Consider the following 19278-nt stretch of genomic DNA (forward strand, 5'->3'; position numbering starts at 1 on the left):
GCACACCGACATGGAGGCTCTCGATGGCTTTCTGGTTCAACATCTCCACCGGCAAGGTCGAGACCGACGAGACCCGCAGCCGCGGTGAGGACGTCATGGGCCCCTACGCCACCGAGGAGGAGGCGTCGCACGCCCTCGAGACCGCCCGCGCGAAGACCGAGCGCTGGGACGAGGAGGACCGCGCCTGGGCCGACGAGGACGTCGACGACTGAGGCCGGTGGGGGTGCTCCTCGGCAGCGACTCCTCAGTCGTTGCGGCGGTGGACGCTGACCACGTAGCCGCCCTCGGGACTCCAGGGCTGGCGGTCCCAGGTGCCGTGGCGCCGCAGGAACGACAGCCCCGCCACCGTGCAGGCGTTGTCGTAGTCCTCCAGCGGGGTCACCGGCACACCCGCCGGCAGGTGCGACGCGTCGAGCCCGAACCCGGCCACCACCAGACCACCCGGCTCCAGATGCGCGGTGATGCGCTCCATCGCCGCGAGCAGCGTGCCGGGCGCCAGCAGTGGCACGACGTTGCCGGCGAGCAGGACCAGCTGGAACGCCTGTGAGCGGAGCTGCAGCCGGCTGAGGTCCTGCTGCAGCCAGGAGGTGGCGGGGTCGCGCCGCCGCGCCACCTCGATCATGTCGCGGTCGGCGTCGACGCCGACGCAGTGGTAGCCGAGCGCGGTCAGCTGGGTGGCCACGCGACCGGTGCCGCACCCGGCGTCGAGGACGCGGGCCGGTGGCGGCAGCACCGACTGCACGAAGGAGGCCTCGCCGTGCACGTCGAGCCCCTTGGCCGCCAGATCGTCGAAGCGGCGCTGGTATGCCGTGGCGGCACCGATGCCGCCGGAGACCTCCGACCAGCGGGTGCGGGGCTCGCTCTCGGGGACCGGGATCTCGTGCTCGCTCATGGGGCCAGCGTAGGGCCGCTCACCGCACCAGCTTGGGCAGTACGTCGCGGCCGAAGACCTCGATCCACTCGCGCTGGTTGCGGCCGACGTTGTGCAGGTAGACCCGGTCGAAGCCGAGGTCGACGTAGCGCTGGATCTCGGCGCGGTGCACGTCGAGGTCGGCCGAGACCACCATGCGGCCGTCGAAGTCCTCGGGTCGCACCAGCTTGGCCATCTGCTCGAACTCGAACGGGCTGCGGATGTCGGCCTTGGGGAACTTCATCCCGCCGTTGGGCCACTCGGTCACGGCGTTCTGCAGCGCCTGCTCGTCGGTCTCGGCCCACGACAGGTGCAGCTGGAGCACCTTGGGCATGGTCGACGGGTCCTTGCCGGCCTCGCGAGCGCCCTCCTCGAACTTCGCGAACAGGCCCTCGATCTTCTCCAGCGGGGCGCCGACGGTGATCATGCCGTCGGCGAACTTGCCGGTCTTCTTCGCGTTGATGGGCCCGGCCGTGGCGACCAGTACCGGGGGAGCGACCTCGGGCATGGTCCACAGGCGGGTGGTCTCCATCTTGAAGAACTCGCCGGAGAACTTGGTGTCCCTGCCCTTCAGGGAGGCGGAGAAGAGCTGGTTGACGAGCTCGATGGCCTCCCACATGCGGCGCGAGCGCTCGCCGGCCTCGGGCCAGTAGCCCGGCACCACGTGCTCGTTGAGCGCCTCGCCGGTGCCCAGGCCGAGCCAGCTGCGGCCGGGGTTCATGGCCTCCAGCGTCGCCGCGGCCTGCGCCACGATCGCCGGGTGGAACCGGAACGACGGACAGGTGACGCCCGGGCCGAGGTCGCCCTCGGTGCGCTCACCGACCGCGGCGAGCACGTTCCACACGAAGGACGCCTGGCCCTGCTGTGGCACCCACGGCTGGAAGTGGTCGGCGGCCATGCACCCCGAGAAGCCGTGGGCCTCGGCGTGCACGGTCAGGTCGATCGCCTCGCGCGGTGCGAACTGCTCGAGCATGGCGGCGTAGCCGACCGTGAGGGAGCCGTCGGGGGTCATCGCGTGGGTCCGGTCCGTCATGCGGTCACGGTATCCCGCAGCCGCGCGGGGTGAGAGTCTCGGCCCCATGCCTGACGACACCCCCATCTCCGCCGATGAGCAGGCAGTGCTCGACGCCGTCGACGAGCAGGGACTGCTGCGTGACCTGGCCGCGCTCGTGGCCATCCCCTCCGTGGGCGGCACCGAGGCCGAGGTCGCGGCCCAGGAGTGGTGCGCCGGCCGGCTGGCCGAGCTCGGCCTCTCCGTGGACGCCTGGGACATCGACGTGGCCGCGGAGCGGGCGGCGCCGGGCTTCCCCGGGATGGAGGTGGAGCGCACCCGTGCCCGAGGCTGCGTCGGCGTTCTCGATGGGGGCGCGCGGCCCACGAGGGCGCAGGGCGCCGGTATGCCGTCGCTGGCCTTCTGCGGCCACACGGACGTGGTGCCCCCGGGAGACCCGGCGGCCTGGCCGGAGGGCGACCCGTGGCGCCTGCGGCGGACCGACGGCGTCGCCGCCGGGCGCGGAACCTGCGACATGAAGGGCGGTCTCGCCGCTGTGCTGGGGGCGGTGTCGGCCCTCGTCTCGACCGGCGTGCGGCTGGACCGACCGCTGGCCGTCCACGCCGTCAGCGCCGAGGAGGACGGCGGGCTGGGGGCGTTCGCCACCCTGCGGCGCGGACACCGCGCCGAGGCCTGCGTCATCGCCGAGCCGACCTCAGGTGCCGTCGTGCCGGCGAACGGAGGCTCGCTCACGTTCCGGCTCGAGATCCGTGGCCGGGCCACGCACGGCTCGACCCGCACCCGGGGTGTGAGCGCCGTCGACCTGCTGGCGCCGGTGCAGGCGGCGCTGGGCGAGCTGGAGGCGGAGCGGAACGCCTCTGCGCCACCGTTGTTCGCGCACCTCGACCTGCCCTGGCCGCTGTCCATCGGCGTGGTGCACGCGGGTGACTGGGCGAGCACTGTGCCCGACCGACTGGTCGCCGAGGGACGGTACGGCGTCCGGCTGGGGGAGTCGCTCGACGACGCGCGGGCCGCGTTCGAGGAGGGTTTGGGGCGCGCCGGTGCCGCCCACCCGTGGCTGCGCGACCACCCGGTGCAGGTCAGCTGGCCCGGGGGCGAGTTCGCCTCCGGGGCCTTGCCGGACGGTGACCCGTTGCTGCCCGACCTCGTGAGCTGCGTTGTCGCACAGGGCAGCTCTGCGCCGGCGGTGCTGGGTGCCCCTTACGGGTCAGACCTGCGCCACTACGCCGCCGCGGGGATCCCCACCGTCCAGTACGGGCCGGGCGACGTCGAGCACGCGCACGCGCTCGACGAGCACGTGCAGGTGGCGGACCTGGTGCGGTGTGCCCGGGTCTACGCCCTGCTGGCGCTGCGCCGGTGCGGGCCTCACATGGCGTCGGGGCGCTGAACTCGGGTCGCCCACCTTCGGGCGTCGACCTACTCCTCGAACGAGTGCTCGGCGGCCGGGAAGGCGCCGGAGGCGACGTCCGCGGCATACGCCCTGGCTGCCTCGGCGAGGGTGCCGCGCAGGTCGGCGTACTTCTTGACGAAGCGCGGTGGCTTTCCGCCCCGGAGCCCGGCCATGTCCGACCACACGAGCACCTGGGCGTCGCAGTCCGGACCGGCGCCAATGCCGATGGTCGGGATGGACAGGACCTCGGTGACCCGGGCGGCGAGGGGGGCGGGGACCATCTCCATGACGACGGCGAAGCACCCGGCCTGCTCGAGGGCCACCGCGTCGTCGACGAGGCGGTCGGCCGCGTCACCGCGGCCCTGCACCTTGTAGCCGCCCAGCACGTGCTCGCTCTGGGGCGTGAAGCCGACGTGCCCCATGACGGGGATGCCGGCGCGCACGAGCAGCTCGATCTCGGGGACCATGGCCTTGCCGCCCTCGAGCTTCACCGCGTGGGCGAGGCCCTCCTTCATGAACCGTGTGGCGGTGCCGAGCGCCTGCTCCGGGCTGGCCTGGTAGGAGCCGAACGGCAGGTCGGCGACGACCATCGCGCGCCGGGCCGAGGTCGTCACAGCCTTCACCAGCGGCAGCAGGTGGTCGACGGTGACGGGCACCGTGGTCTCGAAGCCGAAGACGTTGTTGCCGGCCGAGTCACCGACGAGGAGCACGGGGATGCCGGCCTCGTCGAAGATCTCCGCCGAGTACTGGTCGTAGGCGGTGAGCATGGCCCACTTCTCGCCCCGCTCCTTCATGGCCTGCAGGTGCGGGATGCGGACCCGCCGCACGGGGGCGCCACCAGCCCGGGCCTGGGGGCCGGAGCCGTAGGGAGCCGTGGTCTCGCCGGTGGGAGAGGAGTCGCTCATGCCGGGATCCTAGGGGCCCGCACAGGGAAGGGGCTCAGGAGTCCTGCTCACGCCACCGGCTGGTGATGGGCAGCCGGCGGTCGCGCCCGAACGCCAGCGCCGAGATCTTCGGCCCGGGCGCGAACTGCCGGCGCTTCCACTCGGCCCGGTCCACCAGTGAGACGACCTTGTCGACGACGTCGGCCTCGAAGCCGGCCTCGACGAGCTGCGCGCGACCCTGGGCGCCGGAGACGTAGCGCTCGAGGATGGCGTCGAGCACGTCGTACGGCGGCAGCGAGTCCTGGTCGACCTGCCCCGGGCGCAGCTCGGCCGACGGGGGCTTGGTGATCGAGTTCGGCGGGATCGGCATGGTCTCGCCGCGCCGCTCGGCCTCCTCGTTGCGCCAGGTCGAGAGCTGCCACACCAGGCTCTTCGGCACGTCCTTCAGCGGGGCGAAGCCGCCCACGCTGTCGCCGTAGATCGTGGAGTAGCCGACGGCGAGCTCCGACTTGTTGCCGGTCGCCAGCGTCAGGTGGCCCTCCTCGTTCGACAGGCCCATGAGGATCACCCCGCGACACCGGGCCTGCAGGTTCTCCTCCGCGACGCCCGTGAGCCCCAGCTCGCCGAGGAACGCCTCGACCATCGGCTTGATGGCCTGCACGCGGTAGTGGAGCCCGGTGCGGTCGGCCAGGTCGGCTGCGTCGTCCTTGGAGTGCTCCGAGGAGTAGGCGCTGGGCATCGAGACGCCGTGCACGTTCTCGGCACCGAGGGCGTCGCAGGCGACCGCGGCGACGAGGGCGGAGTCGATGCCCCCGGAGAGGCCCAGCACCACCGAGCGCATGCCGTTCTTGCGCACGTAGTCGCGCAGCCCGAGCACGAGGGCCTGGTACACCTCGCCGACGGGGTCGAGGCGCTCGGCGCACGGCGCCGGCCGCGCGGCATACGGCTCGGCGGTTTCCTCGCTCACCGAGGTGAAGGTGACGCCCTCGGTGACGTCGCTCGGGTCGAAGGTCGACGGGGCGACGTCGAGGTCGACGACGAGCAGGTCCTGCTCGAACTGCGGTCCGCGCGCGAGCACCGAGCCGTCGGGGGAGACGACGATCGAGTCGCCGTCGAAGACGAGCTCGTCCTGCCCACCGACCAGGTTGAGGTAGGCCAGGACGCACTCCGCCTGCCGGGCTCGTCGGGCGGCCAGCTCGAGGCGCACGTCGTCCTTGTCGCGCTCGTAGGGCGAGCCGTTGAGGACGAGCAGCAGCTCCGCACCGGCCTCGCGGGCCATCGAGACCGGTCCGCCCTCCTGCCAGATGTCCTCGCAGATCGCCAGGGCCACGTCGACGCCGCGGACCCGCACGACGGCGAGGTCGTGCCCCGGGGCGAAGACACGCGCCTCGTCGAAGACGCCGTAGGTGGGCAGGTGGTGCTTGGCGTAACGGGCGACGACCTCGCCGCGGTGCAGGACGGCAGCGCAGTTCTGGGGCAGCTCGCGCTGCGGGTCGGTGTCGAGGGTGCCCGGGGCGGCCCGGTCGAGGTAGCCGACGACGACCGGCAGGTCCCCGTGGCCGTCGGCGGCGAGCTGTGCGGCGAGGTGGGTCAGCGCGGCCCGGGACGCGTCGACGAACGAGGTGCGCAGCGCCAGGTCCTCGACGGGGTAGCCGGTCAGCGCCATCTCCGGGAAGGCGACCAGGTGCGCCCCCTCGGCAGCGGCGCGGGCGGTCCACTCACGGACCAGCGCCGCGTTGCCCGGGAGGTCTCCGACGGTGGCGTTGACCTGGGCGAGGGCGAGTCGGAGCTGAGCCATGTCGGCACCCTACCGAGGGCCCCCGGGGGGCGCGGCGCTGAGCGTTCCGGCGGCGCGCGACGGCCCTCGCGGCGGCGTCGCATCCGGGCTCGCATCCGGGCTGGGATCCGGGCTCTCGCGGGTCGTGGAGGCGGCCTCGGACCCTCCGGAACCGTCGCCTAGATACCCGATCAGGTATGTGAATTTTTGACGAGTCTTTACGTTCCGGCCGGTGGAAATGCCGGAAATTCGTGTTCTGATCTCGGTTTGTGTGCCGCTTCTGGCACACGAACACCACTGGAGGATCTGTGAAGAGACGTCACGTGAGCGTCCTGTCCGGGGTGGCGGTGGCAGCCGTCGCGCTGAGCATGGCGCCCGTCCAGGCGCAGGCAACCCCTGTGCAGGGCGACAAGGAACCGAAGGCCACGAACCGGGCCCACGACCTTCCCAACCCGCTCGGCGACGCCCAGCGCGCACTGCGCAAGGAGGCCGTCGAGAAGCTGGTCAAGGGGGAGGCCACCACGGAGACCCGCGGGGGCCAGCGGGTCATCAAGATCAAGGGGAACGCCAAGGCCCCCAAGGGGAGCAAGGCGTCAAAGGACCGCTACGTCTCCTACCCCGTGGAGCGTGAGGAGGACATCTTCACGATCCTCACCGACTTCAGCGACCTGACCCACAACAACATCCCTGAGCCCGACCGCAACTGGGACGGCAGCAGCACGGACGACAACTCGACCTACTGGACGAAGGACTTCGACCGTCAGCACTACCAGGACATGATGTTCGGCGACGGTGAGTCGTTCAAGGACTTCTACCTCAAGCAGTCCAACGGTCGGTTCCTCGCCAAGGGCGACGTCTCCGACTGGGTGCAGGTCAAGGGCGAGGCCGCCACCTACGGCAACAACGACAACGAGCAGCAGGGCTACTGGTCCTACATCACCGACACGGTGAACGCCTGGTACCAGGCGCAGCTCGCGGCGGGCAAGACCAAGGCCGAGATCAACGACTACCTCAAGCAGTTCGACAAGGTCGACCGCTACGACGCCGACGGCGACGGCAACTTCAACGAGCCCGACGGCTACATCGACCACTTCCAGGCCATCCACGCCGGAGAGGGCGAGGAGGCCGGCGGCGGTGTGCTCGGTGCGGACGCCATCTGGTCGCACCGTTGGTACGTCAACTCGACCGACTACGGCCAGACCGGCCCGGCGCAGGCCAAGCTCGGCGGCGCCAAGATCGGTGACTCCGACATCTGGGTCGGCGACTACACCACCGAGCCGGAGAACGGCGGCCTCGGCGTCTTCGCCCACGAGTTCGGCCATGACCTCGGCCTGCCCGACCTGTACGACACCCAGGGCGGTGACAACGGCACCGGCTTCTGGACCCTCATGTCCGGTGGCTCCTGGCTGAACCACGGCACCGACTCGATCGGCACCACGCCCGGCTACATGGGTCCGTGGGAGAAGCTCCAGCTCGGCTGGCTCGACTACAAGGTCGTGCCCTACGGCCAGGACTCGACGGTCAAGCTCGGCCCGGCCGACAAGCCGGCGTCCACGTCCAACTACCAGGCGCTCATCACGCCGCTCCCGGACAAGACGGTCACGACGGCCTACAACAAGCCGCACTCCGGCTCGTACGAGTGGTGGGGCGGTGCCGACGACAGCCTCAACAACACGCTCTCGCGCACCATCGACCTCACCGGCAAGAACTCGGGCTCGGTCTCGGCGTGGCTGCAGTACAACATCGAGAAGGGCTACGACTACCTCTACGCCGAGGTCAGCACCGACGGTGCCAACTGGTCGTCTGTCGGCTCCCCGGTCACGGGCCCGACGGACAACAAGGCGCTGACGCCGTGGCAGCAGCAGACCTGGGACCTCACGCCATACGCCGGCAAGAGCATCCAGTTCCGCTTCCGCTACGCCACCGACGGCGGACTGCACTACGAGGGCCCGTTCGTCGACGACATCGCGGTGACCGCCGACGGTGCCCAGGTGTTCAGCGACGACGTGGAGTCCGGTGACAACGGCTGGACGGCCCAGGGCTTCTCCCGCATGACCGGCACCACCTCTGAGCAGGCCAGCCACTACTACATCGCCGAGAACCGGACCTACACCGGTTACGACGCGACCCTGCAGACGGGCCCGTACAACTTCGGGTTCGCCAACACCCGCCCCGACTGGGTGGAGCGCTTCCCGTACCAGAACGGCATGCTCGTCTGGTACATCGACGGCCAGTACACGGACAACAACACCCGCAACCACCCCGGTGGCGGCGAGGTGCTCCCGGTCGACGCCCGTCCGGCTCCGGTGCGGTTCTACGACGGCACCAAGCTCGGCAACCGGCGCCAGCCGTTCGACGCCACCTTCGGCCTCGAGAAGACCGACGCGGTCACGTTCCACAAGAACGGCATCGCCACCGAGGTCCCCTCGCAGCCGGCGATCCCGACCTTCGACGACAGCAACCCCAACGCCTACTGGGACGCCACCAACCCGTGGAGCTCCACCAAGGTCGCGGGCACCGGCACCGTCATGAAGGTCAACAAGTCCAGCGACGGCGGCAACGAGCTGCAGGTGCAGGTCAGCTTCAAGTGACCTCACCGTCAGCTCACCAGCAGGACTGAGCTGACCGGCGGGACAAAGGAGTCCGGCCACAGCGTGACAGCGGGGCCCCGGGAGCGATCCCGGGGCCCCGTTCGCGTGCGCGGTGCTCCACTGCCGAGCCAGCGCCTCGCCCTAGTGTTGGGGCCGTGAACCACGACTACGACGACGTCGTCATCGGTGCCGGCCACAACGGGCTGACCGCCGCCGCCTACCTCGCGCGGGCCGGGCGGCGGGTCCTCGTCCTCGAGGCCGCCGACCACGTGGGCGGGGCGGCCGTGTCGGCCCGGGCCTTTCCCGGCGTCGACGCCCGGCTGTCGCGCTACTCCTACCTCGTCTCGCTGCTGCCGCGCCAGGTCATGACCGACCTCGACCTCGACCTGCGGCTGATCCGGCGCCGCTACTCGTCGTTCACCCCGCTGCCGTCCGACCCGCGCCGCTCGGTGCTGGTCGACAACGGCGACCCCGCCGCCACCGCCCACGCCTTCGAGGTGCTCACGGGGTCCCTCGACGCCCATCGGGACTGGCAGCGCTTCTACGACCGCATGGCCGCCCTTGCGCGAGTCGTCTTCCCGACGGTCCTGGAGCCGCTGCGCGCCGCCGACGAGCTCGCCGAGCGGGTGGGCGACGACGAGCTGTGGAAGGGCGTCACGCAGCGGCCGCTCGGCGAGCTGCTCGAGGCCACCTTCCCGGACGACACGCTGCGCGGCATCGTCGCGACCGACGCCCTCATCGGCACCTTCGCAGACCTGCGGGGCGACGACCTGCGCCAGAACGTCTGCTTCCTCTACCACCTCATCGGTGGCGGCACCGGTGACTGGGACGTGCCGGTCGGCGGGATGGGGGCGCTCACCACCGCCCTCGCCGGGGCCGCGTCGGCAGCCGGTGCCGACATCCGCACCGACGCCCGGGTGCTCAGCGTGACTCCCGACGGAGACGTCGAGTGGGAGGGCGGATCCGCCCGGGGCGCGGCGGTGCTCGCCGCCTGCGCGCCGGCGGTGCTCAACGGGCTGCTGGCCGCCGGGGGAGCGGCGCCGGTCCCCACCGAGGAGGCACCCGAGGGCGCGCAGCTGAAGGTCAACATGCTGCTGAGCCGGCTGCCGCGCCTGTTGGACCCGGACGCAGACCCCGCTGCCGCGTTCGCCGGCACCTTCCACATCAACGAGGGCTACCAGCAGCTCCAGGACGCGTATGCCGCCGCTGCCGCCGGCCACGTGCCGCAGCTCCCGCCGTGCGAGATCTACTGCCACAGCCTCTCCGACCGCAGCATCCTCGGCCCGGAGCTGGCCGCCTCGGACGCGCAGACCCTCACCCTGTTCGGCCTGCACATGCCGGAGCGGCTCTTCCGTGAGGACCACGACGAGATGCGTGACCTCGCCCTCAGCCACACCCTCGAATCGCTGAACTCGGTGCTGGCAGAACCCATCCAGGACGTGCTGCTGCGCGACGCCGACGGCGCCTACTGCCTCGAGGCCCGCACCCCGGTCGAGCTCGAGCGGGAGGTCGGCCTCCCCGGCGGCAACATCTTCCACCGGTCGCTGCAGTGGCCATGGGCCGAGAGCGCCGCGGACGTCGGGACCTGGGGCGTGGAGACGCCGCACCCGAAGGTGTTCCTCGCGGGGGCCGGCGCGCGCCGCGGAGGCGGGGTGTCCGGCATACCGGGCCACAACGCCGCCCAGGCGGTGCTGGGCTCGTAGCCCACGCAGGTCCCACACCGTGGCGCGCCGCGCCACCACGACACCCGAGTAGGGCAGGATTCGTCCCATGGATCGTCAGCAGGAGTTCGTCCTCCGCACCATCGAGGAGCGCGACATCCGCTTCGTGCGGCTGTGGTTCACCGACGTGCTCGGGACGCTCAAGTCCGTGGCCGTCGCGCCGGCCGAGCTCGAGGGTGCGTTCGCTGAAGGCATCGGCTTCGACGGGTCGGCCATCGAGGGCTTCGCCCGGGTCTACGAGGCCGACATGCTGGCCAAGCCCGACCCCGCGACGTTCCAGGTGCTGCCGTGGCGTGGCGAGAGCCCCGGCACCGCGCGGATGTTCTGCGACATCGCCCTCCCGGACGGCACGCCCGCCAAGGCCGACCCGCGACACGTGCTGCAGCGCGCGCTGGGCAAGGCGGCCGACCTCGGCTTCACCTTCTACACGCACCCGGAGATCGAGTTCTTCCTGCTGGAGCAGGGTTTCCGCCCGGGGGAGCGGCCGGAGCCGGTCGACAACGCCGGGTACTTCGACCACGTGCCGCACGGCACCGGCCACGACTTCCGGCGCGCCGCCATCACCATGCTCGAGTCGATGGGCATCTCGGTGGAGTTCAGCCACCACGAGGGCGCCCCCGGTCAGAACGAGATCGACCTGCGCTACGCCGACGCGCTGTCGACGGCCGACAACATCATGACCTTCCGCACGGTCATCAAGGAGGTCGCGCTCGAGCAGGGCATCTTCGCCTCCTTCATGCCCAAGCCCTTCGCCGAGTTCCCCGGCTCGGGCATGCACACGCACATGTCGCTCTTCGACGGCGAGAGCAACGCCTTCTACGAGGCGGGCGCGCCGTACCAGCTGTCAAAGGTGGGGCGGCAGTTCATCGCCGGCCTGCTGCGCCACGGCGCCGAGATCACCGCGGTGACCAACCAGTGGGTGAACTCGTACAAGCGCCTCTGGGGCGGTGGCGAGGCGCCGGCCCACCTGACCTGGGGCCACAACAACCGCAGCGCCATGGTGCGGGTGCCGATGTACAAGCCCGCCAAGGGCCAGAGCAGCCGGGTCGAGCTGCGCACCCTGGACTCCGCGTGCAACCCCTACCTCGCCTTCGCGGTGATCCTCGCCGCCGGTCTCAAGGGCATCGAGGAGGACTACGAGCTGCCGGCCGAGACCGAGGACGACGTGTGGGGCCTGACCGGCTCGGAGCGCCGCGCCATGGGCATCGAGCCGCTGCCGGCCACGCTGCACGAGGCGATCGCCGTGATGGAGCGGAGCGAACTGGTGGCCGACACCCTCGGCGAGCACGTCTTCGACTTCTTCCTGCGCAACAAGCGTGCCGAGTGGGACGACTACCGCGGCGAGATCACGCCGTTCGAGCTCAAGCGGTACCTGCCGGGCCTGTGACGGGGGAGTGGTGAGCCCTCGTCAGCCCTCCCGCACGGCGACCCTGGCCCGGCTGGGCTTCGCCGAGGCGGCCCGGGCCGAGCAGCTGCTGGGCGACCGCGCCCTGGCCGGGCTGGTCGACCCGTTCGACGACGAGTTCAGCGACGGCCTGCCGGACGCCCTCGGCGACACCGCCGACCCCGACCTCGCGCTGCTCAGCCTCGTGCGGCTCATGGAGTCGGTGCGGGCCGACGAGCCCCGGCGGCGCGACAGCGAGGCCGACCCAGAGGGTTCGCTGTCCGGGCTCGTCGCCGCCCTGCGCCACGCCGGGGCGGCCCGCGACCGGCTGCTCGCGGTGCTGGGGGCGTCGACGGCCCTGGCCGACCACCTCGTCGCGCACCCCGAGCACTGGCGCGACGTCACCGAGGCCAGAACCCTGACGACGCAGGAGCGGGTGGACCACCTCACCGGCGCCGTACGGGAACCCGGTGGGCTCACGGCATACGACGCCCTGCGCGTCGCCTATCGGCGTGAGCTGCTCGGCATCGCGGCGATCGACCTGACCTCCGACGGACCGACGGCGACACTGCCGGACACGGCGGAGGCGCTGGCCGACCTCGCCGAGGCGGCCCTGGAGGCGGCCCTGGTCATCGCGCGGGCGGAGCTGGGGGAGAAGGCCGACACCTGCCGGCTGGCCGTCATCGGGATGGGCAAGACCGGGGGCCGGGAGCTCAACTACGTCAGCGACGTCGACGTCATCTTCGTCGCCGAGCCGGCCGACGGCGCCGACGAGACCACGGCGCTGGCCGCCGCCACCGCGCTGGCCACCCACCTCATGCGGGCCTGCTCGACGTCCACGGCCCACGGGGTGCTGTGGCCGGTGGACGCCGCGCTGCGCCCGGAGGGCAAGCAGGGACCGCTCGTGCGCACGGTCGCCAGCCACCGTGCCTACTACGAGCGGTGGGCCAAGACGTGGGAGTTCCAGGCGCTGCTGAAGGCCCGGGCGGTCGCCGGTGACCGGCAGCTGGCCCGGGAGTACCTCGACGCGGTGAGCCCGCTGGTGTGGCAGGCGGCCTCGCGCGAGAACTTCGTCGAGGACGTGCAGGCGATGCGCCGGCGGGTCGAGCAGCACGTGCCGCCGGCCGAGGCCGACCGGCAGCTCAAGCTCGGTCCCGGCGGGCTGCGCGACGTCGAGTTCAGCGTGCAGCTGCTGCAGCTGGTGCACGGCCGCGCCGACGACTCGCTGCGCTCCGGCACGACGCTGGAGGCGCTCGACGCCCTGGCCGTGGGCGGCTACGTCGGGCGCGACGACGCCGCGGCGCTGGACGAGAGCTACCGGTTCCTGCGCACCCTCGAGCACCGGATCCAGCTCTTCCGGCTCCGCCGCACCCACCTCATGCCCACCGCCGACCCCGACCTGCGCCGCCTCGGCCGTGGGCTGGGCTACCGCAGCGAGGCCGAGGTCGAGGTGGTCACCCGGTGGCAGCAGCAGGCCCGCGAGGTGCGGCGCATCCACGAGCGGCTGTTCTACCGGCCGCTGCTGGCGGCGGTGGCGCGGCTCAGCACCTCCGAGGCCCGGCTCGGGCCCGAGGCGGCCCGCGAGCGGCTGGCGGCCCTCGGCTTCCGCGACCCCGCCGGCGCGATCCGCCACCTCGAGGCGCTGACCTCTGGGGTCAGCCGGAGGGCGGCGATCCAGCGGACGCTGCTGCCGGTCATGCTCGGCTGGTTCGCCGACGAGGCCGACCCCGACGGTGGGCTGCTCGCGTTCCGCAAGGTCAGCGAGGACCTCGGGTCCACCCACTGGTACCTCCGCCTGCTGCGCGACGAGGGCTCCGCCGCCGAGCGGCTCGCGCACACCCTCGCCCGCAGCCGGTATGCCGCGGACCTGCTCATGGGCGCGCCCGAGGCGGTCGCCGTCCTCGGCGAGAGCGCCGGGCTGGCGCCGCGGCCCCGCGAGGACCTCCTGCGCAGGATGACCGCGGCAGCCGCACGCAAGGACGACCCGGAGCGGGCGGTGCAGGCCGCGCGCAGCGTGCGACGCCACGAGCTCTTCCGCATCGCGGTGGCCGACCTCACCGGCCAGCTCGACCTGAGGGGCGTCGGCCACGCGCTCACCGACGTCACCGAGGCGCTCGTCGAGGCCAGCCTGGACGTCGCCCAGCGCGCGGTCGCCGAGAGCCACGGCGGCGAGCTCGCCACCTCCCTCCTCGTCGTCGGCATGGGCCGGCTCGGCGGGGCCGAAGTGGGCTACGGCAGCGACGCCGACGTGATGTTCGTGCACGAGCCGCGGGCCGGTGCCTCCGAGGAGGAGGCGCAGGCCCAGGCGTTGGAGGTGGTGCAGGAGCTGCGGCGGCTGCTCGCCAGCCAGGGCCCGGACCCGCACCTCGGCATCGACGCCGACCTGCGTCCCGAGGGGAAGAGCGGGCCGCTGGTCCGCAGCCTCGACAGCTACCGCTCCTACTACGCGCGCTGGTCGCTGACCTGGGAGTCACAGGCGCTGCTGCGCGCTCGGCCCATCGCCGGTGACGAGGACCTCGGCCGCCGTTTCCTCGAGCTGGTCGACCCGCTGCGCTGGCCGGAGAAGGGGCTCGGGCCCCGCGAGGTGCGAGAGATCCGCCGGCTCAAGGCGCGCATGGAGGCCGAGCGGCTGCCGCGCGCCGCCGACCCCAAGACGCACTTCAAGCTCGGCCGTGGCGGGCTGAGCGACGTCGAGTGGACCGTGCAGCTGGTGCAGATGTGCCACGCCCACGAGGTGCCGGCCCTGCGCACGACCTCGACGCTGGAGGCCCTGCAGGCGGCTGTCGACGCCGAGCTGCTCGACCCCGCCCACGCGGAGGACCTGCGGGCGGCCTGGACCCTCGCCTCGCGGATGCGCAACGCCTCGGTGCTCTTCCGCGGGCGGCCGGTGGACTCGGTTCCCTCGGACCTGCGGGTGGCCGACGGGGTGGGCCGGATCATGGGGATGGACCCCGGGAGCGGGGCCGAGCTGGCAGACCTCTACCGCCGGTTCGCCCGACGCGCGAGGGCAGTTGTCGAAATGGACTTTTACGACGCGTCCTAGAAGTGGACTTTTGTGACGCCTCTGAGGAGGGTACGGTCAGCCCATGCAGCAGAGGGGCTGGGGCGGGGAGGGTGTGCCGTCCTATCGGGAGGTGTTGAGGGCGCCGGGGTTCCTCCCGTTCTTCCTGGCCGCGTCCCTGTCGACCTGGGGCGACTACATCGCCCGGATCACCGTCGCTGCCGTCGTCTTCGAGCGCACCGGCTCCGCGGTCGCGACCGCGGCCACCTTCGCCGTCTCGCTGCTCCCCAGTGTCTTCGGTCGCATGGTGCTCTCGCCGTTCGCCGACCGGCTGCCCTACAAGTTCGTCCTCATCGGCACCCACCTCGTGCGCGCCGCCTTCGTGGTCGCCCTGCTGGCGGCCGTGGTGTCGTCCGCCCCCGTGGCGCTGCTGCTGGCGCTGCTGTTCCTGCTCGAGCTCGCCGGTGGGCCCACGGTGGCGGCCAACCAGATGCTGCTCACCGACCTGTTCCCCAACCGGCGCCTCTACGGGAAGGCCTTCGGGCTCAACACGCTCGCCGAGCAGACCAACCAGGCGATCGGCCTGGCCATCGGCGGCGTGGTGGTCACGACGGCCAGCCCGGTGCAGGGCCTGCTCTTCGACCTCCTCACCTTCCTCGTGGCCTCGGTGGTCCTCGCGATCGTCGTGCCCCGTCGCGACCCCGTCGGCCTGGCCTCGGAGGGCGTCACCGGCTTCGTCCGCGACATCGTCGAGGGCGGCCGCCACCTCGTGCACAACCGGGTGCTGACCTCCCTGCTGCTCCTGAGCCTCACGAGCACGCTCGCCATGGCTGCCCCCGAGGCCGTGGCCATCCCCTACGTCAACACCCACTCCGGCCAGCCGGGCTGGGGCGGCATGCTCATGGCCGCCCCCATCCTGGGTGCCGTGGCCGGACTCCTGGTGGTGAGCCGGTTCGGCGCCGAGGAGCAGAACCGCTCCGTGCTCGGCATGGCCCTCGTCATGCCGCTGCCGCTGCTGGTGACGGTGTTCGAGCCGCCGCTGCCGGCCGTCTGGGGTGCCTGGTTCGCCTGCGGCGCCCTGCAGGCCTACATGCTGCCGCTCCAGTCGACCTTCACCCTCATGGTCCCGGCCGAGCTGCGCGGACGCGTGTTCGGCCTGGCCGGCGCGCTCTCGGTGGCGTCCACCGGCGTCTTCTACCTGCTCGCCGGCTGGATCTCGCAGCACACCACCCCTGCCGCGGCGATCGGCGTCTGCGCCGTCGTCAGCCTGGGCGGCATCGTGCTCGTGGCCGCGCGCTGGCCGCGCACCGAGCTGGCCGACGCGGTGGCCCGCACCTTCGGGGTCCAGGAGACCACCTCCCGCGCAGCCTGAGGCCCTTGCCCACTGCGCAGTGACGACCAGCAGGGCTGCACGGGGCCGGCCTCCCGGAGGCTGGACCGCGGACGGGAGTGCGAGCCGCGCCACCTAGAATCGGGTCCATGATGTCCACGATCGACCTGCGCGGCCGCGTGCTCAGCATGCGCGAGCTGCGCCAGGCCCTGCCGCGCGCCGAGTTCGACGTCGAGGCAGCACTGGAGACGGTGCGGCCGATCACCGAGGCCGTCCGTCATCGTGGAGCCGAGGCCCTCTACGAGCTGGGGGAGCGCTTCGACGGTGTGCGGCCCCCGTCGCTGCGGGTGCCCGCCGCGGTGCTCACCGCGGCGCTCGAGGCCCTCGACCCGGCGGTGCGCGCGGCGCTGGAGGAGTCCATCCGCCGAGCCCGCGTGGTGCACGCCGACCAGCGGCGCACCGACACGACCACGCAGGTCGTGCCCGGCGGCGAGGTCACCGAGCGCTGGGTCCCGGTCGACCGGGTCGGCCTCTACGTGCCGGGCGGCCTGGCGGTCTACCCCTCCAGCGTGGTCATGAACGTCGTCCCGGCCCAGGCTGCCGGGGTCGGCTCGCTCGCCGTCGCGAGCCCGCCGCAGCGCGACAACACCGGCGCGTTCGCCGGCTACCCGCACCCGACGATCCTCGCCGCGTGCGCGCTGCTCGGGGTCGACGAGGTGTATGCCGTGGGCGGCGCCCAGGCCGTCGCCGCGTTCGCCTACGGGTTCGAGGACGCCGACGCGACCTGTGAGCCGGTCAGCCTCGTCACCGGCCCGGGCAACATCTACGTCGCCGCCGCCAAGCGGCTCCTCAAGGGCCTCATCGGCATCGACGCCGAGGCAGGCCCCACCGAGATCGCGATCCTCGCCGACGAGAGCGCCGACGCCGAGCACGTCGCGGCCGACCTCATCAGCCAGGCCGAGCACGACCCGCTGGCCGCGGCGGTGCTCGTCACCGACAGCCCCGACCTCGTCGAGCGGGTCGCGACCGCGCTCGAGCGCCGGGTCGGCCTGACCAAGCACACCGAGCGGGTCCGCACCGCCCTGACGGGGCAGCAGTCGGGCACCGTGCTCGTCGACGACCTCGACGCCGGCCTCGCCGTCGTCAACGCGTATGCCGCCGAGCACCTCGAGATCCAGACGCGCGACGCCGCAGCGGTCGCTGCCCGGGTGCGCAACGCGGGAGCGGTCTTCGTCGGTCCCTGGGCGCCGGTCAGCCTCGGCGACTACGCGGCCGGCTCCAACCACGTCCTGCCCACCGGTGGCTGCGCCACGCACAGCAGCGGCCTGTCCGTGCAGTCCTTCCTGCGCGGCATCCACGTCGTCACCTACGACGAGGCGGCCCTGCGCGAGGTCGCGAGCCACGTGGTGACGCTCGCCCAGGCGGAGGACCTGCCGGCGCACGGCGAGGCCGTCACCGCCCGGTTCGGCGACGCGCTGTGAGCCGGCTCCGCGAGCTGCTGCGCCCCGACCTGCGCGGCAAGACCGCCTACGGCGCGCCCCAGCTCGAGGTCGCGGTGCGGCTCAACACCAACGAGAACTCCTACCCGGTGCCCGACGACGTGGTCCGTGACATCACCGCGGCCGTGGCCGAGGTGGCGCCCCACCTGAACCGCTACCCCGACCGCGAGTTCACCGAGCTGCGGACCGCTCTCGCCGACTACCTGACCTCCACCTCCGGCGTCGTGGTGACGCCGGAGCAGGTGTGGGCCGGCAACGGCTCCAACGAGGTGCTCCAGCACCTCCTGCAGGCGTTCGGCGGCCCGGGACGCACGGCACTCGGGTTCACACCGGCATACTCGATGCACCCGATCATCAGCGAGACCGTCGGCACCCGCTGGGTCGACGGACGCCGGGGCATCGGCGCCGACGCGCCGTTCGACCTGACCGTCGAGTCGGCGGTCGAGCAGGTGCGCGAGCACCGGCCCCACGTCGTCTTCCTCTGCTCGCCCAACAACCCGACGGGCACGGCGCTCTCGCTCGAGCTCGTCCGGGCCGTGCACGACGCCGCCCCGGACGCGATCGTCGTCGTCGACGAGGCCTACGAGGAGTTCGCCCGCGAGGGGGTGCCGAGCGCGCTGACCCTGCTCGAGGGCCGCGAACGCCTCGTGGTGACCCGCACGATGAGCAAGGCGTTCGCGTTCGCCGGTGGACGGCTGGGCTACCTGGCCGCCGTGCCGGCGCTCACCGACATGCTGCGGCTGGTCCGCCTGCCCTACCACCTGTCGTCGCCCACGCAGGCCATCGCGCTGGCCGCCCTGCGGCACGCCCCCGAGATGCTGTCGACCGTGGCGGTGATCAAGCAGCAGCGCGACCGCATCGTCGACGGGCTGCGCGAGCTGGGGCTCGAGCCGGTGCCGAGCGACGCCAACTTCGTGTTCTTCGGCGGCCTCCCGGATTCGGCGGTGGCGTGGCAGGCGCTGCTCGACCGGGGCGTCCTGGTCCGCGACGTCGGCATCGCCCACTACCTTCGGGTCACGGCCGGGACCCCGGCCGAGACCGACGCCTTCCTGGCGGCGATGGCGGAGGTCGTCCCGACCCTGCGTTCCGCCGACACCGCCACCGACCCGACCCCGGCCGACGTCCCCGTGACCGCCACGGCCCCCGCCCCCGCACAGGAGCCCTCCGCATGAGCACCCCCGACCGCACCGCGTCGCTGAGCCGGACCACGTCCGAGAGCAGCGTCGAGCTCGAGATCAACCTCGACGGCACCGGCGTGGGCGAGGTGAGCACCGGGGTGCGCTTCTACGACCACATGCTGCTGTCGTTGGCCAAGCACTCGCTCATCGACCTGCGCGTCAAGGCCACCGGTGACGTCGACGTCGACGCCCACCACACGGTCGAGGACGTCGCCATCGTGCTCGGCGACGCCCTGCGCGAGGCGCTCGGCGACAAGCGGGGCATCTCCCGCTTCGGCGACGCCACGGTCCCGCTCGACGAGGCCCTCGTGCAGGCGGTCGTCGACGTGGCCGGGCGCCCCTACGTCGTGCACACCGGCGAGCCGGAGGGGCAGGCATACGTCGTCATCGGCGGCAACTACGTCGGCTCGCTCACCCGCCACGTGCTCGAGTCGTTCGCCTACCACGCCGGCATCGCGTTGCACGTGCGCGTGCTGTCCGGTCGCGACCCGCACCACATCGTGGAGGCACAGTTCAAGGCCGTCGCCCGTGCCCTGCGGGCCGCGGTCGCGCGCGACCCGCGCGTGACCGGGGTGCCGAGCGCGAAGGGCAGCTTGTAGGA

Annotated in this window: 14 protein-coding genes; 10 read left to right on the top strand and 4 right to left on the bottom strand. The window is 72.4% G+C overall.

Features of this window, described 5'->3' with window-relative positions; genetic code table 11:
- The first annotated feature begins 23 nt into the window (after positions 1-23).
- A complete protein-coding gene (locus tag BMW78_RS19320; protein ID WP_091763056.1) occupies positions 24-212 on the top strand; it encodes a methionine aminopeptidase in 189 nt (62 codons plus the stop codon).
- A 32-nt stretch (positions 213-244) separates the two neighbouring features.
- Here BMW78_RS19320 and BMW78_RS19325 read toward each other — a convergent pair whose 3' ends face one another.
- Positions 245-892, bottom strand: a complete 648-nt coding sequence (locus BMW78_RS19325; RefSeq protein ID WP_091763058.1) for a class I SAM-dependent DNA methyltransferase — start codon at positions 890-892, stop codon at positions 245-247.
- A 19-nt stretch (positions 893-911) separates the two neighbouring features.
- The gene (locus BMW78_RS19330) at positions 912-1943 is read right to left on the bottom strand and encodes a TIGR03557 family F420-dependent LLM class oxidoreductase (protein WP_245736016.1); all 1032 of its coding nucleotides are present in this window, start codon (positions 1941-1943) and stop codon (positions 912-914) included.
- Between the two features lie 46 nt (positions 1944-1989).
- On the opposite strand from BMW78_RS19330, the gene BMW78_RS19335 reads away from it, so the two are divergent.
- Positions 1990-3309 carry an ArgE/DapE family deacylase gene (locus BMW78_RS19335; protein ID WP_091763059.1) on the top strand — a complete coding sequence of 440 codons (1320 nt, stop codon included), beginning with the start codon at positions 1990-1992 and terminating at the stop codon, positions 3307-3309.
- 29 nt (positions 3310-3338) lie between these two features.
- On the opposite strand, the gene panB is transcribed toward BMW78_RS19335, so the two are convergent.
- Complete coding sequence (gene panB / locus BMW78_RS19340) at positions 3339-4217, bottom strand: 3-methyl-2-oxobutanoate hydroxymethyltransferase (protein ID WP_091763061.1); 879 nt, start codon at positions 4215-4217, stop codon at positions 3339-3341.
- Positions 4218-4251: 34 nt separating this feature from the next.
- The gene (locus BMW78_RS19345) at positions 4252-5994 is read right to left on the bottom strand and encodes an NAD+ synthase (RefSeq protein ID WP_091763062.1); all 1743 of its coding nucleotides are present in this window, start codon (positions 5992-5994) and stop codon (positions 4252-4254) included.
- A gap of 302 nt (positions 5995-6296) precedes the next feature.
- Here BMW78_RS19345 and BMW78_RS19350 point away from each other — a divergent pair, with 302 nt between their 5' ends.
- The 8 genes from BMW78_RS19350 (at position 6297) to hisB (ending at position 19276) form a co-directional block, all read left to right on the top strand.
- On the top strand, positions 6297-8564 hold the full coding sequence (locus BMW78_RS19350) for an immune inhibitor A domain-containing protein (RefSeq protein ID WP_342707756.1): 2268 nt from the start codon (positions 6297-6299) through the stop codon (positions 8562-8564).
- A gap of 155 nt (positions 8565-8719) precedes the next feature.
- Entirely contained in the window at positions 8720-10267 is a 1548-nt protein-coding gene (locus tag BMW78_RS19355; protein WP_091763064.1) for a phytoene desaturase family protein, read from the top strand.
- Between the two features lie 67 nt (positions 10268-10334).
- Positions 10335-11672: a type I glutamate--ammonia ligase gene (glnA, locus tag BMW78_RS19360; protein ID WP_091763066.1), complete on the top strand. Its 1338-nt coding sequence runs from the start codon at positions 10335-10337 to the stop codon at positions 11670-11672.
- A gap of 10 nt (positions 11673-11682) precedes the next feature.
- Positions 11683-14712 (top strand): bifunctional [glutamine synthetase] adenylyltransferase/[glutamine synthetase]-adenylyl-L-tyrosine phosphorylase, encoded by a 3030-nt coding sequence (locus BMW78_RS19365; protein ID WP_091763132.1) that lies wholly within the window; start codon positions 11683-11685, stop codon positions 14710-14712.
- Positions 14713-14755: 43 nt separating this feature from the next.
- The gene (locus BMW78_RS19370) at positions 14756-16042 is read left to right on the top strand and encodes an MFS transporter (protein WP_091763068.1); all 1287 of its coding nucleotides are present in this window, start codon (positions 14756-14758) and stop codon (positions 16040-16042) included.
- 107 nt (positions 16043-16149) lie between these two features.
- A complete protein-coding gene (gene hisD / locus BMW78_RS19375; RefSeq protein WP_091763070.1) occupies positions 16150-17481 on the top strand; it encodes a histidinol dehydrogenase in 1332 nt (443 codons plus the stop codon).
- Positions 17478-18671, top strand: coding sequence for a histidinol-phosphate transaminase (locus tag BMW78_RS19380; protein ID WP_091763072.1), 1194 nt, complete (start codon positions 17478-17480; stop codon positions 18669-18671). Before hisD ends, BMW78_RS19380 begins: the two co-directional genes overlap by 4 nt.
- Positions 18668-19276, top strand: a complete 609-nt coding sequence (gene hisB / locus BMW78_RS19385; RefSeq protein WP_091763074.1) for an imidazoleglycerol-phosphate dehydratase HisB — start codon at positions 18668-18670, stop codon at positions 19274-19276. The genes BMW78_RS19380 and hisB overlap by 4 nt, the downstream gene beginning before the upstream one ends.
- Positions 19277-19278: the final 2 nt, after the last annotated feature.

The sequence above is a fragment of the Pedococcus cremeus genome (assembly GCF_900111375.1).
GTDB classification, from domain to species: Bacteria; Actinomycetota; Actinomycetes; order Actinomycetales; family Dermatophilaceae; genus Pedococcus_A; species Pedococcus_A cremeus.